Origin of the sequence: Micromonospora sp. KC721 (assembly GCF_004348355.1) — a bacterium.
Taxonomy (GTDB): Bacteria; Actinomycetota; Actinomycetes; order Mycobacteriales; family Micromonosporaceae; genus Micromonospora.
Genome location: NZ_SMJY01000022.1, coordinates 17,275 through 33,315, shown reverse-complemented (window position 1 = coordinate 33,315; position 16,041 = coordinate 17,275). Strand labels below are relative to the sequence as shown.

Below are 16,041 nucleotides of genomic sequence, written 5' to 3'. Positions count from 1 at the left end.
GATTGACCTGCGGGAGCTGCCAGACTCCTTGTCTTCGACCAAAGTCAGCGTTTCGCCGCCGACATGAATCTCAAGACGAGCCCACGTTGCTCTTAGCTCGGCGGCCTTGACACTCGGCGCCGCCAGCCACTCCCACCTTATTTCTATATCTTGATACTCACTCATTTCAGCCCCTCTGGGTACTGATCCGGCTCGAGGGGGTAGCCTTTGTACTGGCCGAGCTCCTGGTTTACCAGCCTACCCTCGTAGACAACCTCGGACTGGCGATGCCAGACATAGCGGGGGTAGTTACCTTCCCAAGGCTCGCCGACATTGCCTGCCGCTATGGCGGCCTGCAGCCACGCGGTCAGCTCCTCTGGGTCTGCTAGGCGCGGATCGCACTTGCTCGCATCTGCGCGTAGCCGTGGCTGTCCGGCGAACGAGGGGTAACTCTTGTGCTCGCTGCTGCCCACATATCGGACGTTCCCGGCGAGCTGGGCAAGCTCGACGTTCGCGGGAGGACTCGTAAGAGATCTTCTCAGTGGTCGACGCCGCCGTGTGGCACGCATGTCCTCAGTATGGCTTGGAAGCGCCTATGATGCGAACCCCGCCTTCCTGCGCGGTTGGGCGAGACCTCGTGTTAGTTGTGCCCCGCAGAGCGGTGCGGCAGGCCGGTGGCGGGTTCCGGGCGGTGGCCCTGTCGGGGCAAAGTGCGGCACCGCCGGGGAAGACTTGCGCCCTGTTACTGGGTTGAGTCGCCAGATGTCTCACTTCCGGCAGATGGTTGCCTTCAGTAGTTGATTGCGTGCATCCTGTTGGGCTGGGCGAGCCCGAGGAGGCATAGTGCCGGACCCCGTGTCCCCGACAAGTCCTACCGTCAGACGTCTGACCCAAGGTCTCGTGGCGCACCTGCTCGCGCAGGTCAAGAGCAGCGAGCGGCCGAATCGCGACGCGATCGACGAGGCCAACACCTACTGGTTTCGTAGGCTGCCGCAAGACAACGCGCGTTCCCGCGGACCGGTCATCATGCAGGTCGCCTATCCTCCGCCACCGGAACCACCTGTACCCCCAACAGCGCTTCGTGACCTGCTAGACGGTACGGAGTACGGCGATGCCGAAGGCCCGCCACTCCAGCTCGTGACGAACGACAGTGGGCGTGCAGCAACAGGTCCGGCAATCTCCGATTCCCTTCGGCGGGAGTACGAGGACTGGCTCGCCGTGTGGACGAAGTGGGCCGAGCAGGAGCGCCGCGTGGGGGAGCAGCGCGCGACCTACACCTACCTGGAGCGACTTCAGCGCCTGGCACAGCAACGCGGCGATGCCGAGGAGCTTGTGCTCGGTGTCGGTCTTCTTACCTCCAGCGCCGCTGGCCGCTGGGCCGTTCGGCGGCACCTGCTGGTCTGGAACGCCGCCATCGTTGAGGACCCGACGACCGACAGCCTGCAGGTCGCCTTGTCCCTCGACCAGCGGATGAAGATCGAGGACCAAGACTTTCTCACGTCTCAAGACGGATACCGCGCCAAACCCTTCGAATCTCCTTGGTTCGATACGGGAGCGCAGCTGCACCCCTTTTCGCCGGAGGTGGTGCGCCTACTGCAACTCTGGCGGCGCCGTTGCTGGGACCGTGCTCTCCACCTTGCTGACGACCGGTGGGAACCTCCGCTCCTCGACGAGGCCGACACGACACGGCTGACCCTCGCCCCAGCCCTGTTCCTCCGCCGCCGTGACCGCAAGGGACTGGAGCGGGTCTACCGCACCATCGCTGACAGCCTTGAGGACGCGGAATCTCCTACCCCCCTCGGGCTGGCGCAACTCGTGACCCCGATCGAGGCAACGGAACGCTGCAATTGGCTCAAGGGCGCGGGACGGGATCGCCCGGTCAACAGCGACGACCCGCTGTTTCCTCTCGCCAGTAACCGAGAGCAGCGCAGGGTGCTGGCCAAGCTCAGCGACGACACGACCGTCGTCGTGCAGGGCCCACCAGGCACGGGCAAGACACACACGATCGCCAACCTCATCTGCGCGCTGCTCGCCGACGGCCAGAGGCTGCTCATCACGAGCCAGAAGGACCAAGCGCTGCGCGTGCTCCGCGAGAAGTTACCCGAGTCGGTGCGGCAACTGTGTGTACTCATGACGGGCATGCAACGGACAGGAACAGACGAACTCGACCGCAGCATCACCGCGCTGTCGGAGCTGTCCTCCACGATCACCGTCGACGAGCTACGTAGCGACATCACCCAACTTCGGCAACAGCGCGCCAGCCTGAGCGCTCAGCTCGAGCAGACGATCCGGGGTTTGGGCGTGATCCGCGAACAGGAGTACACGATTCACCCGCCGATCGCCGCTGGCTATGGCGGCACGCTCGCGCAAATCGTCGAACAAATCAACGCCGGCCGCGATCAGCACGGCTGGATCGAACCCCTACCCACCGGCGCCTGCGGGGATGCGCCCCTGTCGAACGACCAGGCCCAACAGTTGTGGCAGCTTCTCACCTCCGCCACACCAGAACGCGCCGCACGAGCCCAGCAGTTCATTCCCGACCCCGACCAGGTTCCACACGCCGCGGACGTCGCCGCCACGATCGCCACCATCGCTCACGCTGAGCGGATCCTCGGCGCCGACCACACCGCCACCGCCTGGTCACTCACCACCCTCGACGACGCCACCCTTGCTGAAATTCAGCGCCACGTCGCGGTTGCCACCGATGCCCTGGCATCCTGCGGCCTACCCGACGCGATCACTGACTGGGACCCCGCAGACTGGCGACGCAGAGCCGCCGAAGCGCTCCTAACCCGGCAAAGCCCGGCCTACTGGGAGGCCCTATTCGCCGAACTGCGAGAGGTGGAGCCCCACGTACGTGCCCTTACGGCGCTCAACGACTGCGACATCGATCTGGGCACCACACCCCTGACCGCAGCCCACCTCAGCCGCCTCTCGGGCCAGGCCAAGCGTCTGCGACGGCACCTGGTCAATGGCCGACGCCTACGCCGCTACCTGCCCCCACGCGCCCAGCTCGACGCCACCGACCTGCTGCAAAGTTGCACGGTTGACGGCGCCCCGCCCGCCACCACCTCAGAGCTGACCGCGCTGTCCACCTTCCTTCAGGCCGAAACAGCCGTCACCACGGCTCTGGAAGCATGGGCCCAGGTCGGCGTTCCGACGTTCCACGGGCCGCTCCGCCGTCGAGTGGCACACCTCCACGACATTTCACACAACGCCTCGGCCCTGCGCACGCTCGCCGCAGCGCGGGACACAGTGGAGCGCCTGCTACGCAGCCACGGAATCCGCTTCGCAGTCCGCAGCCCGCAAGATTGGGACCTCCTCGTCCGCATTGGCCATAACCGAACGACTGTCACCGGGGCACGGCAAGCGTCCGAGGCCATGACTGAGCTCACCAACACAATGCAGACATGGCGCCGTAACCCAGACGTCGCCCCCGAAGCCGCCGAGTTCAGCGTCGCTCTCGGCTGCGGCGACATCGACCGTTACGCTGCCGCCCGCCGACAGCTTGATCTGGCCAGGAGCGACAAGGACTCACAACAGCGTTGCGAACAACTGCTTCAGAGACTCTCCGCCGCCCACCCGGCGCTCGCCACCCAGATAAGCGAGAACCTCGACGATCCAACCTGGGGACACCGCCTCAACGACCTCGAAGCGTCGTGGGCCTGGGGCGCAGCAGCGGCCTACCACCAGATGATCCGGCCAACAGATACCGAGCAGATCCACGAGCAGCGCATCGGCGATGTTGAACTAGAACTTAACCGCGTGACTGCAGAGCTAGCTGGTAAACAGGCTCTGCAACACTGCCTGGAACATATAACGGAAGAACAGCGTCAAGCTCTCCAGTCCTACAAGACCAACATGGGCGCCTACGGCCGAGGGCAGGGCAAGAACAAGGACCGGTACCTCACCGCAGCGTTCGAAGCGATGAAGAACGCCCAGCAGGCCGTCCCCGCCTGGGTCATGCCCCTATCAGCCGTGATCGACACCATCACGCCACGACCCAACGCCTTTGACGTCGTCATCGTCGATGAAGCCAGCCAAGCCAGCGTCGACAACCTCTTCCTTCTGTGGCTGGCACCACGAGTCATCGTCGTCGGCGACGAGAAGCAGTGCGCACCCGGTGCCAACTACCGAAACAACGACTCCGAGGCCGTGCAAGAGAGCCTAGACCGGCACCTAGCCGACATGGCCTTGAACCTGCGCAACGGTTTCCTCCCCACCTCGAATCTCTACGAACTCCTAGCCACCCGCTTTTCCGATGTCGTTCGACTCTCCGAACACTTCCGATGCATGCCCGAAATCATCGGATGGTCCTCTGCGCAGTTCTACGACGGCAGACTTATCCCACTCCGTCAGTTCGGGGCCGACCGCCTCGACCCTCTCAGAGTCGTGCAGGTCAACGACGCCATGGAAGAGGGATAACGGGCAACCCTGCGCAATCAGGTCGAAGCCAGCGCCATCATCGATCACGTTCAAAAGATCATCGACGACCCGATATGCCGCAACAAGACCATCGGTATCATCGCGCTGCAGAGCGGCAAACAGACTCAGATCCTTGAGAAGCTGCTCTACGAGCGCATCGACATGGCCGACATACGCCACCGACAAATTCGAGTTGGCCAACCACCCGACTTCCAAGGCGACGAACGCGACATCGTTCTGCTGTCCATGGTCGTGACGAAGGCCAGAACGGCTCTCACCGGCCGCACCGAGCAGCGTCGGTACAACGTCGCCGCCAGTCGCGCCCGTGACCAACTCTGGCTGTTCACCTCGGTACCCCCTAACAGCCTGAACCCCACCGACCTTCGCCACTCCCTGCTGACCTACATGCTCCACCCTCCGGCGACCTTCACGGTCGATCCCGAGCTCGATGACGTCACCCCCGACACCCGCACCGAACCCTTCGCCTGCCTGCTGCAGCAACGCGTCTTCCTGGAGCTGCGGCGCCGCGGCTACGCCGTAGTCCCGCACTACCCCGTCGACCACCGAGCCATCGATCTTGTCGTCGTCGGCGACAACGGCCGGCTGGCCGTCGAGTGCGACACACCCTCGCGGTACCGACAACCCGAGCAGGTCCAGCAGGAACTACACCGCGAGCGAGAACTACGCCGAGCCGGTTGGCAGTTCATTCGCATCCGGGACAGCGAATACCTGCACGACCCCGCTGCCGCCCTCGAACCACTCTGGCAGCAACTACAGCAACGAGGCATCGAACCCCGTTCACTGCCCGCAGCACCACGCCAGCAGCCACGTTGGAGACCCACAACGCTGTCCGATGACGAAGACGACCTCTAGGAGACCCGCGTGCTCGAGAGTATCGACGACAACACCCTCGATGAGATCGCCCGAATCGCTTGTGGTGGCGACGACTACCCCGTGTATCGACGTGGGGCCGAGCTGCCCAAGCTTCTCCAACAAGCCGGCTGGGAGAACGTCGCGCCCTACAACGGCGAACAGCGCCGAAGCTGGCTCACCAACCAGCTCCGTCAACGTCGAGACACACCCGGGGCCATCGACGCGCTCGTCTGCCGCCTTGCTGACCGACGTGAGTACGTTCATCGCAACGAGCCCTTGGCCGCCGCCGAGGTCACCGAGCTACTCAACAACATCCTCGCCATCGAAGGCTTCGAGATCGCACACAGCCAGGGACGACCTGTCATTCGGCCCTACAAGCAGCCAGAGGACCAAGAGCAACAGTCGCCAGACGTCATGCTCCACGTGGCCATGGCAGACATCGTCCGCGACGCCGACCTCGCGATCGTCCTTGAAAGTCGGCTCAACGAGGCACGTATCTGCGACCGCAACGGTGCCTACGCCAGCGCGATCATCATGCTTGGCAGCCTTCTGGAAGGCGTTCTCCTCGACGCCGTCAAGGCCCGCACGCCCAACACACAAAAACCTCTCGACAAGTGGACCCTGCACGAGCTGATCGAGACCGCCCACCGAGAAAAGTGGATACAAGCCGACGTCCGCGGCTTCGCTGGAAAACTCCGCGAATACCGCAACCTCGTGCATCCCAACGCCCAGGTGAAGATCGGCCACGCTCCAGACCGAGATACCCTCAGCATGTGCTGGCCCGTGATCAACGCGGCCCTGAACGACTTGGCGGCCACCGCAACATGACACCGAGGCTAAGGTTGGCCGCTCGAGTACTCGACATGCCTCAAGAGATCCGTACGCCAGCAGGCCCCACCGCTTGTCGGCCGGTTGACCAGCGCAGACCTCGAACATGGGCGGTGAACCTCGTGCACCCAGCGCGAAGAATCCGAGGGCTACGGCTGTAGGCACGTCGGCCGGCTGAAGAGCACCAAAGGCAGAAATGTTTAGCGGCGGCTCGCGGACGCCTGATTGAGCGGCCATAGGGGATAGCTGCACATTCATCTTGGCCGGTCGATGGCGGAGCGAGCCGCTGCGCAAGGCATTTTGCCTAATTAGTCTGAGCTGCCATCCATGCTCACGCACGGTGATGTGGAGTTTGGGATTGAACCAATCCTGGCCGTACCGTAACCTATGAGCATGAGCACTCAGAATGGTGCACAAATGATGCGCCCAAGAGTTCGAATCCCCCCTCGGACACAGATTTGAAGCATCCCTGCTGTATCTGACGAACCCGTGGTCAAGCTCGCTTGATTACGGGTTCGCTGCCCTTGTGGCGGTCTCCATCGGGACTGTTTGCGGTGGGGTTGATCGCCATGCCTGACGCGACTGTCGCCGCGTTGGTGCCTCCTGCGCGGCCGGGGCGAATCCGTGGGGGCGGCCGGCGACCAGACGGCTCGCTACGTCGTGCGCCGTTGCCGCTGCCAGATCTTCCGATGCCACGCGTGGGTGTCATGGTGTATGGCTTGGCAGCCGTCGACATCAGCGGTCGAATCGCCGACCGGGTGATCGTCCGCGCGCTCGGCTGGACGTCGGGTACCCGTCTTCATATTCATGAGGACGCCGGGCTCATCGTCGTGCGGGTGAGCTCGCAGGGTGTCTTCACCCTCACTGGTCAGTGCCATCTGCACCTGCCCGCGGCTGTCCGGAGGTGGTGCGGTCTGAAGGCAGGTGAGCGGGTGCTGCTGGCGGCGGATCCCACCGCCGGGGTTCTTGTTGTGCACCCACCGGCTGCCCTGGACCGGATGATCGTCCAGGCGCACACTGCGGCTCTTGGTGGGGGCCAGGGATGAGTCAGAGCACGGCAGGCTCGGCTGAGTTGGATGCCGCTCGACTGCTGCTCGCAAGAATGGGCATCTCGGCGGCCGACCTCATCGAAGCGTCGGCGAAGCGCCCGTTGGCGCCGACATTCGTCGAATACGTTCCGGTCGTGGCAGCGGCGGTCAGTGCGGGGTACGCGGCGAGCCTACGGCTCCTACTGGAAACGCGTGGTGGAGCACTGGGGACAGCGGAGGCTGAACGAGCCCACACCGTCGGAGATTGAGCGTTTGGCGGAGTATGTCAAGACGCATGTGGTGGCTCGTCGGAATGCCCGCGGAGGTCGAAGCGCAGCGGAGCACCTGGTTGCCGCGCTGCGTTGTCTCTACAGGAGGGCGGTCGCTGATGGTTTCATCGCGGCGTCGGACAATCCTGCGTTGAAGGTGGCGAAGCCGCGTCGTTTGCCGAGCACGCGGCGGGCGGTGGCGGACGTTCGGCTGGCGGAGATCAACGCTGTGGCGGCCAGTACAGGCGACGATCCGGCGCTCGATAGCCTGCTCTCGCGGTTGCATACCGAGACGGCGTGTCGCCGTGGCGGAGCTTTGGCGCTTCGTCCTGTTGATCTGGACCCGGACCAGTGTCTGGTTCCGAGTGAGAGCAGCCGGCTGCAGGGCTCGGCGAGGCCGGCCAAGCCGTACTGGCCGAGGTCGGCGCAGCGGCTTTGCAGCCAGTGCCAGTCGAGGTTCAGGTAGTCGGCCAGGTGGCGTAGCCGTCCGCCGGGCGTGTCGTCGGCGGTCACGGACTGAGCTTCACGTAGCCGAGAGCGTCACGGTAGGCGGCGATGGCGTTGCGGTGGTCGCTGACATCGACGTGCCAAACGTCGTCGGCGCGGCCGTGCCCGGTGGAGAGCATCCGAACGCGGCGGGCGAGCTTCGCGGGCACATCAACCACGTCGACACCGTCGGCTGCCAGACGAGAGGTCAACGTGGCGCCGAGGCCGGTGGCGCCTTCGACCGCCCCGACGGCATGTGACCAGCGGCCGGCGAAGCGACGTCATTGCCGGTAGCCGTCGCGGTTGACCTCGACGCGGATCGCGGCCAGTGGCTGAAGGCGGTTGTCGACCGCGACGGCGGTCCAGGACGCCTTGTGAGGATCGATCGCGATGACGACCCGGGGCGTTGGTGATGTTGCGGCGGGCACGGGTTCTCCTTGCAGGACCGGAAAGGGAGGATCCGGCGAGGAGGGCAGACCAACTTTGGGCTTAACAGACCTCTCTCGAGCCACTCTCGCCGGCGGTTGTGGCCGGGGCGCAGGCCGTTCGAGGGCCAGCCCGTGGGCGGCAGGTGTTTCCCGAGCGACCCCGACCACAACCTCGGGGATCATGGCTGCAGACCCTGATCTCCGCCACCAATCCAACAAGTTGGTGTTTCCGGCGATCTTGGTTAGTAGGTTTCAGCGGCGGTGAAGCGGTTGCTGAAGGTGATGGCGAAGGCCTTCAACGCGGGTTTCCCGCGCATCGTCCATCGGGTTCTGCCTGCTCCGGTGGGGTTCAGGGATCGGGTCACCAGGTACAGACACTTCAACGCGGCCTGAGACAGGGCCCAGGGCCGACGCGTCGTTGTGTCCATCGCCTCGAGGTTGGCCGCGTCGGAAGTGCTGATCGAGACCTTGGCACTCCACTTTCAGGGTTTGTGGCCTGCCCGTCGGCTCATTCGTCCCCACTCGCGGGTGGCGGCCGGCTCCCATTTGGCGTGCTGGCGATGGAATAGCTTGGCGGCGCGGGTACCGCTCCAGTTCTTGGGGAGGAGTTCTTCGGGGAGGGCGGGGTCGACGAGGGCGAGCAGGCGCCAGGCATGCACGAGCCGGGTGACCCGCACGATCGGGTCGTCGGAGGGTGCGCGGGTGAACTCGTCGATGAACTGCTCGTAGCGCTGTTCCAGCTCGTCGAGGTCCCACGCCTGACGGACGAGAGTGGGCAGGTCGTCGCCGGCGATGTACTCGGAGAGGAAGATCTGGGCCTGGGCACCGGCTTCCCGCAGGACGTGTTCGGCCTCCGGGATGCGGTCGGTGTGGGTGGAGATCCACACGCCGGGTGCTGGCCGGCCGAATCCGGCCCAGCGCATCCGTGTGTACAGCAGGTGGCGGCCGGCGCGGTTGGACTCTGGTACGCGGGCCAGCGTCACCAGCCAGCGGCGGTCCCAGCGTGGTTGGGTGGCGGTGAACCCGAAGATGCGCGAAGCGCCGAGGTCGAGGAACTGCTCGAACGCCGGGCTGAGCTGCCACCAGGTATACCGGCCGGCCCGCCGGGCGACGAGCCAGCCGTCCGCGGACGCGCGCAGCAGCGCCTGCCGGCAGGCGTTCTCTTCAACGCCGAGACGGCCCAATGCATCGATGAATGCCGACGTGGGTGCGGGCTGTCGGGCTGGCCGCACGTGGTCGCCCAGCACCGTGATCAACAGACCGCGGACCCCGCCAGTGCCGGCCGCGTACCGGCGGGAGAAGGCGAACCTCTCTTCAGAGGCGTTTCCGAACCGCTCCGCAGCGGCCGGGGTCGTGATCTCGGGTAGCTCAGGCATGCCCACGTTCGTGCGGGTGCGTCGATTCATCGGTGCGGGCTTGAGTCATCAACGCATTCTAAACCGCCGTTCGCCATGCGGACAGCGGCGTCGGCTGTTGCCGCAGCTAGGGCATGACGTTCGACGGCAGGGCGGCGGTACGCCGCGGCAACGAGCAACCTGCTCGCCAGCCACTGTTCGAAGATCCCAGGGGAAGCGCCGACTGGTGCGCGCACGGAAGGCATGTCATTCGACAGTCTCGTTGACTGCCGCCGGTATGGCGTCGTACTGTTCAGTGACAGTCTTCGATGGAATCCTGGGTTGCGCGAGACAGGTTGGGACGGTGCTCGACGCGGCCGGGTCGGGCTTTCGATGCTCAACGGGTGACGTCGGAGGCAACAGGAGCACATCGACCTGCTGGGTGAGTCGCCACTCACGCCCAGCGTTGTCGTGCCAGCGCTCACATCTCATCTCACGTCCGGAAGTACGCAGTTGAGGAGGGGAAAAATGCGCTTATCTCGATTCCGTTCTCTTGTCGCCGTCGCGGTGCCGCTAGCGGTGATCGCCGCGGTCGGTGCGGTCTCGGTGACCGGGGCGGCCGCGGCCGCCGGTTGCCGGGTCAGCTACTCGGTCGGCTCACAGTGGCCCGGCGGGTTCACCGGCAACGTCACCGTGACCAACCTTGGTGATCCGCTCAGCGGCTGGACGCTGACCTGGTCGTTCAGCGCTGGGCAGCAGGTGACGCAGGCGTGGAACGCCACGGTCAGCCAGAGTGGGACGCAGGTGACCGCCCGGAACGCCGGCTGGAACGGAAACCTGGCCACCAACGCCAGCACGAGCTTCGGCTTCAACGGCTCGTGGAACAACAGCAACAACCCGACACCGTCCAGCTTCTCGCTCAACGGCACGGTGTGCACCGGCGGCGTCACTCCCACCTCCGCGCCGCCCACCAGTACGCCGCCGACGAGCCCGCCACCGACGTCCGCACCGCCGACGAGCCCGCCGCCCACCGGCGGGGCGAACTCGATGGGGTTCATCGGCTGCTCGATGGCGGAGAACGTCGCGCAGGGGTACGTCGCTGTCGGCGGCCGGCGCATGTGGGGCCCGTACGGGACCGGCGGCCTGGTGGTGCAGTCCTGGACCAACCCCAACTCCAGCGCCTGGCAGCGCTTCGACCAGCAGGCAGCCCGGTTCGGTCGGCCGACGGCGGTGTGGGTGCAGATCTGCATCTTCGCCCAGAGCGGCGCTACCTACGAGGAGGTCAAGCGACTCATCGCCAACGCCCGCCAGCATGCCGCCCCCGGCGCCACCATCTACATCTCCGGCCAGCCGCTCTACCCGCAGGGCAACGTGTGCCAGCTGTCCGGCTCGGGCGGCCCCGAGTTGACCGACCGTCTTGCCAAGCAGGCCGCCGCCGACTCGAGCCAGAACGTCCGCTATCCCGGGGTGTTCACGCTGCGCAACAGCGAGGTCGCCGACGGCTGCCACGCCAACACTGCCGGCCAACAGGCACTGGGCCGGCAGGCCGTCGGTTACTGGGGTTAGTACTCCAGCAGCACTTGCCTGGTCTGAAGTTTTGGCAGCTCATCGGCATGATCGGCATTCGTGTTGCGTCGGCCATGTAGCTGCAGATGTCGATGTTATTCGGCGGATGGGTTGCATGGTCGCACTGTCTGTCTGTTGTGGTCGGTCAGGGGGCGGGCAGGCTCCCGTGCTTGTGTTGATCGATGAGATCGTGGGCTGGCGGGCAGGGTTGGATGATCATTGGCGCGGTTCGCGCATCGTTTCGGGCGGGCGGAGCCGCGCCGGCAGGCGTTGACCTATCTGGTCGGGTTGTTGTCGCCCCTGGCGACCAAGAACGGCTGGACCCTGGCCGAGGCCGCCGGCGACAGCACCCCGGATCGGATGCAACGGCTGCTCAACAGGTCCGCGTGGGACCCGGACGCTGTTCGCGACGACCTGTTCGCCTACGTGAGCGAGCACCTCGGTCACGACGACGGGGTGTTGATCGTCGACGAGACCGGCTTCCTGAAGAAGGGGGTCAAGTCGGCCGGGGTGCAGCGTCAGTACTCCGGCACGGCCGGGCGGACGGAGAACTGCCAGCTCGGGGTGTTCCTCGCCTACGCCAGCCCGGCCGGTCGGACGTTAATCGACCGGGAGTTGTATCTGCCCGGCGGCTGGTGCGACGACCCCGCCCGCCGCGCCGAAGCCGGCGTCGCGATGAGCGTCGAGTTCGCCACGAAGCCCGCGCTGGGCCTACGGATGATTCAACGCGCCATCGCCGCCGGCCTGCCCGCGCGGTGGATCACCGCGGACGAGGCCTACGGGCAGGACTCCAAGTTCCGGACGTGGTTGCAGCAGCAGCGCGTCGGCTACGTCGTCGCCGTGCCCCGCAACCAGCGGATCCCGACCACGGTCGGCAACTCCCGCCCGGACGTCCTGGCCGCGAACGCGCCGGCCCTGGCGTGGAAGCGCCGCAGCTGCGGCGACGGCGCCAAAGGACCACGACTCTACGACTGGGCCGTGGCCTCCCTGCCCGGCACCACCAACAGCTACGGTCACTGGCTGCTGATCCGCCGCAGCATCACCGACCCCACCGACCTGGCCTACTACCTGTGCTTCGGCCCCGCCGGCACACCCGACGAGGACCTCATCCGCATCGCCGGATCCCGGTGGGCGATCGAGGAGTGCTTCCAAACCGCCAAAACCGAAGTCGGCCTCGACCACTACCAGGTGTGCCGGTACACGCCTGGTACCGGCACATAACACTCGTTCTGTGCGCCCACGCCTACCTCGCCGTCACCGCCGCCCACGCCAAAAAGGGGGCACCGAATCCGATGACGGCCTCATTCCCCTCACCCTCGGCGAGGTCCGCCGTCTCCTGGCACACCTGATCACCACGACGCGAACCTTCGACTACATCCATCGATGGTCACGATGGCGACGCCGACACCAACACCGCGCCAAAACCGCCCACTACCAGCGAAGACGCCAACTCCACCAGATGCGGCTGGAGTATTAATCCGACAACGGCAGCGCCGACAACCGCTGGCGCCTCGTCCGCATCGATCGATAGCCGCTCCGTGTGACGGATCGTCCGCCCAGCTCTGCATCGACATGGGCAGGTACCGGCTCTACCGCTGCCGCGACGAGCGATGTCCAGGACCTGTATCGGCCGGAGAGGACGTACGCCAGCTTCGAGCGGGGCGGCCAGGTCGAGCGATCCGCGCCCGCGCGGCATGAACACCACCGACCGGTTGTCCTCATCGACCCCGACCGAATTGACGGCGCAACTCGGTCGCCTCGTCGGTACGGCGGAGCTTGTCGAGCACGTCGGCACGCGTCCGGCACGCCGAGAGGACCTGTCCCTCAAACGCCCGTGGCAGGTGCTCGGCGAGCAGGCCGAAGAGCTCCACCGCTTCGGTGATGGCCTCCAACGCCTGCTTGAGCTCGGCGTCTTCGGCTCCTACGGTCACACACACCCATGCGTACGCACCCAATGACATGGCGAGGTCGGGCAACCAGGCGGTCCGATCGGCCTTGACCAACTCGCGGTACAGGCCGACGGCTTCCGCAGCACGGCTCAAGGCATGATCCCGGCTTCCTCGGCCAGCCTGGGTGATACCCAGATTGCGCAGTGCCTTTGCCAGGTTGGGCCGATATGCCTGTGGGTTGCGCTCTGCCAGTTGCCGGAAGATGGCGACGGCTTCCTCGGCATGCCGTAGTGCCCTCTCCGGCCGTCCCAGCTGCGCCAGATACACGCCGAGGTTGGTAACCGCATCACCAAGATCGGGCAGGTAGGCGTCTGGGTTGACCTCGGTCAGAGCCCGGCAGATGTAGATCGACTCCTTCGTCGGGAGCACCGCCTCTGCGAATCCTCCGAGTTCTGACAACCGGACCCCGAGGTTGTTCAAGGCTCTGGCGAGACCGGGACGATGGCGTTCCGGGTCCGCCAGCGCCAGCTGACGGTAGATGTCGGTGGCTTGCCTCGCCGGGCCGAGCGCCTCCGTGAACCTGCCAAGTTCCGCTAGCCGAACGCAGAGGTTGCTCAACGATCCGGCGAGGCCGGGCCAGCCCGCCGGGTTCATCAATGCCAGTTGACGGTAGATGTCGGTGGCTTGCCTCGCCGGATCCAGCGCCTGCTCGTACCTTCCGAGTAGCGACAGGAAGACGCCGAGGTTGCCCAGGGAACTGGCGAGGCCGGGCAGGTGGGCGGCAGGGTCGGCCTCGGCCAGATGCCGGTAGATGGCGGTGGATTTCTCGGCCGAGGCCAACGCCTCCTCCCGCAGACCGGCGTTGGCCAGGCGCATGGCGTGGGCGGCGTGCAGGCGGGCGTGGGCTGCGGGATCGTCGGTGGCGTCGAGGCGGTGTGCGGTGAGGGTGGTGCTGATCGCGGCGGCGGCGATGTCGAGGTCGATGTGCCGTTCGGTGGGCAGGAGCGCCTCGACGGCTTCGAGGACGGCGAGGTCAACGTCGGCGAGCGTGGCGAGGGTGGCGAGGGTGGCGCCGCCGGCGGCGAGGGCCAGTTCGGGTCGGGCACGCAGCAGCGGGTAGAGGTGGGCGGCTCTGAGGTGTGGCCAGTTGGCCGCGGCGGCGGTGAGGAACGTGATGGTCCGGGCGAGGTAGGCGGGGTCCTCGGGTGCGCCAGTCCTGCCCTGCCGTACCGGTGGGGCCGGCAGCAGTTGGTTGAGGCGGGTGGTGGCCCAGCTGTGGCCGGGCTGGCTTGTCGGGTGGCCGAGCAGGGTGAGGGCGAGAAAGTCTTCGGCGAGCCGGTCGGGGAACAACGGTTCCAGCACGCTGTCGCGGCTGCGGCCGACCGGGGGGTAGCAGCGGGTGTGGTCGGTGAGGATCCGCTCGGCGGGCAGCTCTTTCTCCACCCTGTCGAGCAGGGCGACGGCATCAGGATGCGGCAGCGGGCCGGTCAGCGCGGCGGTGAACGCCGTACGAGCCATGACGCTGGGCGGGGTGTGGTGGTCCAGGCCACGGGTTCGGCCCTCGTAGAGGCGGTCCCAGTGCTGCTGTTCGCGATCGAGCAGATATTCGGTCAACTGGCTCGGGCTGTTGGGAGGTGATGCGCCGGTGGCGTGGGTGTCGACGGCGACGAGCGCGGCGACCTGCACGGCCAGGGCCAGACCAAACTCTGGTCGGGCCAGGTCGGCGGGTGCGGCGATCGCGACGGGGTCGTCGAGGTCGTAAACGGCGGCGAAGCTGTTCCGGGCCGCGGCGAACATCGCCTGCCGAGCGTTGCCGCTGGCCAGGATGGCCAGTGGCTGTTCGGAGGTGCCCGCCTGTACCCGTGGGTCTTGCAGCGCGGCGCGCAGGGCCGGCCAGCCTGTCGTGGTGCGCGCCACCAGCAGCACCCGCGCCGGCACGTCGGGCTGGTGTAGCACGGTGTTGCGCAGCAGCCAGGTCAGGGCGCTGGTGGTCCACCGGTCGGCGTAGTCGACGACCAGCAACACGCCCCGGTGCCCGCTGATGCGAAGGTCCTGGCTACCTGGGGAGGGCTGAACAGCACCGACTCCGTGGGCCGCGACAATGACCTTCCACCCCTGCTCGGCGGCGTCCGCCGCGACGCGGTCGGCCAGGCGGGTCTTGCCCTGCCCGCCCGCAGCGTGCAGCCACCGTACCGCCAACCGCGGCCCACCCTCGCGCCACACGGCCAGTTCGTCGCGCTCGCGTCGCCGGCCCGTGAACGTCACCACCTGTGAACGCGCGTTGAGCATCCGGCTTGGCAACTCCCGAAGCCAGACCCGGTCCAGCATCGGTGGCGGTTGGTGTGTCTCCAGCAGATAGACCGGGCTGCCGTCGCCGAAGACGTGAATGTCGGCGCCGATCGCCCCGTAGGCGAACCCGGCAACGGCGGTAACGTTCTGGATTGCTGGACTCTGCAGGGTGATCACCGCCGGGGTCTGGGCCGGTCGGCGGCCGGTGGGGCGGGCTGGTTGATGATGTTGCCAAACATCACTCCCTGAGCGGTAGCCCCCGCTGCCGATGCGGTGATGTGCTGCACCCACTGCCGCTGCACCGCCGGCAACTGGGACTGTAACTCGTCGCGCAGCCCGCTCAGCGTGGCGGCGGCTGCAGGGTCCTCCTCCAGCAGATCGGCCAGTCGGGCCTGCCAGGCCGGCAAGAGCTGCTGACGGACCAGGTCACGCTCGGCGGCATCCGCCTGCTCCACCGCGCTCGCCAGTCTGTCCAGTCGCGCGGTGACCAGCTCCTGCCGCCCGGCGTCACCGCGGCCCAACAGCCGCGCGAACCCGAGGCGGGCCTGCTGCCAGGCGTCGGTGGCCGCCGCGCCGACCAACGTCGTTGCCCCCGAGGTAGCCAACTGCACCAGCCAGTCCGTGTCCACCCTGCCCCCTCCACACTC

12 protein-coding genes and 2 pseudogenes are annotated in these 16,041 nt (G+C 66.5%); 6 read left to right on the top strand and 8 right to left on the bottom strand.

Annotated elements, in window-relative coordinates; translation table 11 throughout:
- Window positions 1–161: 161 nt before the first annotated feature.
- Complete coding sequence (locus E1182_RS06640) at window positions 162–548, bottom strand: hypothetical protein (protein WP_132261987.1); 387 nt, start codon at window positions 546–548, stop codon at window positions 162–164.
- Between the two features lie 331 nt (window positions 549–879).
- Between E1182_RS06640 and E1182_RS06635 the strand changes: the two genes are divergently transcribed.
- The 4 genes from E1182_RS06635 (at window position 880) to E1182_RS06620 (ending at window position 7,151) form a co-directional block, all read left to right on the top strand.
- The gene (locus E1182_RS06635; protein ID WP_132261985.1) at window positions 880–4,404 is read left to right on the top strand and encodes an AAA domain-containing protein; all 3,525 of its coding nucleotides are present in this window, start codon (window positions 880–882) and stop codon (window positions 4,402–4,404) included.
- Between the two features lie 9 nt (window positions 4,405–4,413).
- A complete protein-coding gene (locus E1182_RS06630) occupies window positions 4,414–5,277 on the top strand; it encodes an AAA domain-containing protein (protein ID WP_256370819.1) in 864 nt (287 codons plus the stop codon).
- A gap of 9 nt (window positions 5,278–5,286) precedes the next feature.
- Window positions 5,287–6,105, top strand: coding sequence for a hypothetical protein (locus E1182_RS06625; RefSeq protein ID WP_132261981.1), 819 nt, complete (start codon window positions 5,287–5,289; stop codon window positions 6,103–6,105).
- A gap of 698 nt (window positions 6,106–6,803) precedes the next feature.
- Window positions 6,804–7,151 carry an AbrB/MazE/SpoVT family DNA-binding domain-containing protein gene (locus E1182_RS06620; protein WP_371687520.1) on the top strand — a complete coding sequence of 116 codons (348 nt, stop codon included), beginning with the start codon at window positions 6,804–6,806 and terminating at the stop codon, window positions 7,149–7,151.
- A gap of 350 nt (window positions 7,152–7,501) precedes the next feature.
- Here E1182_RS06620 and E1182_RS30905 read toward each other — a convergent pair whose 3' ends face one another.
- The 5 genes and pseudogenes from E1182_RS30905 to E1182_RS06595 form a co-directional block, all read right to left on the bottom strand.
- Window positions 7,502–7,915, bottom strand: coding sequence for a hypothetical protein (locus tag E1182_RS30905; protein WP_165942532.1), 414 nt, complete (start codon window positions 7,913–7,915; stop codon window positions 7,502–7,504).
- Window positions 7,912–8,067 (bottom strand): hypothetical protein, encoded by a 156-nt coding sequence (locus tag E1182_RS31595; protein WP_207921293.1) that lies wholly within the window; start codon window positions 8,065–8,067, stop codon window positions 7,912–7,914. Before E1182_RS31595 ends, E1182_RS30905 begins: the two co-directional genes overlap by 4 nt.
- Window positions 8,068–8,169: 102 nt before the next feature.
- On the bottom strand, window positions 8,170–8,316 hold the full coding sequence (locus E1182_RS31590) for a hypothetical protein (protein WP_207921292.1): 147 nt from the start codon (window positions 8,314–8,316) through the stop codon (window positions 8,170–8,172).
- Window positions 8,317–8,558: 242 nt separating this feature from the next.
- Window positions 8,559–8,708, bottom strand: a pseudogene (locus E1182_RS06600) (IS256 family transposase); the annotation flags it as partial.
- A 90-nt stretch (window positions 8,709–8,798) separates the two neighbouring features.
- Complete coding sequence (locus E1182_RS06595; RefSeq protein ID WP_165942531.1) at window positions 8,799–9,692, bottom strand: PaaX family transcriptional regulator C-terminal domain-containing protein; 894 nt, start codon at window positions 9,690–9,692, stop codon at window positions 8,799–8,801.
- 486 nt (window positions 9,693–10,178) lie between these two features.
- Between E1182_RS06595 and E1182_RS32920 the strand changes: the two genes are divergently transcribed.
- A complete protein-coding gene (locus E1182_RS32920) occupies window positions 10,179–11,216 on the top strand; it encodes a cellulose-binding domain-containing protein (RefSeq protein WP_132261977.1) in 1,038 nt (345 codons plus the stop codon).
- Window positions 11,217–11,391: 175 nt separating this feature from the next.
- Window positions 11,392–12,565: pseudogene (locus tag E1182_RS06585) on the top strand (IS701 family transposase).
- A gap of 369 nt (window positions 12,566–12,934) precedes the next feature.
- Here the strand turns inward: E1182_RS06585 and E1182_RS06580 are convergent.
- Together E1182_RS06580 and E1182_RS06575 are read right to left on the bottom strand one after the other, a co-directional pair.
- Window positions 12,935–15,571, bottom strand: a complete 2,637-nt coding sequence (locus tag E1182_RS06580; protein WP_132261975.1) for a tetratricopeptide repeat protein — start codon at window positions 15,569–15,571, stop codon at window positions 12,935–12,937.
- Window positions 15,568–16,023 carry a hypothetical protein gene (locus E1182_RS06575; RefSeq protein ID WP_132261972.1) on the bottom strand — a complete coding sequence of 152 codons (456 nt, stop codon included), beginning with the start codon at window positions 16,021–16,023 and terminating at the stop codon, window positions 15,568–15,570. Before E1182_RS06575 ends, E1182_RS06580 begins: the two co-directional genes overlap by 4 nt.
- Window positions 16,024–16,041: the final 18 nt, after the last annotated feature.

Coding starts and splice junctions, on each gene's coding strand:
- E1182_RS06640 (WP_132261987.1), bottom strand. CDS start 548: ATGCGTGCCACACGGCGGCGTCGACCACTGAGAAGATCTCTTACGAGT.
- E1182_RS06595 (WP_165942531.1), bottom strand. CDS start 9,692: ATGCCTGAGCTACCCGAGATCACGACCCCGGCCGCTGCGGAGCGGTTC.
- E1182_RS32920 (WP_132261977.1), top strand. CDS start 10,179: ATGCGCTTATCTCGATTCCGTTCTCTTGTCGCCGTCGCGGTGCCGCTA.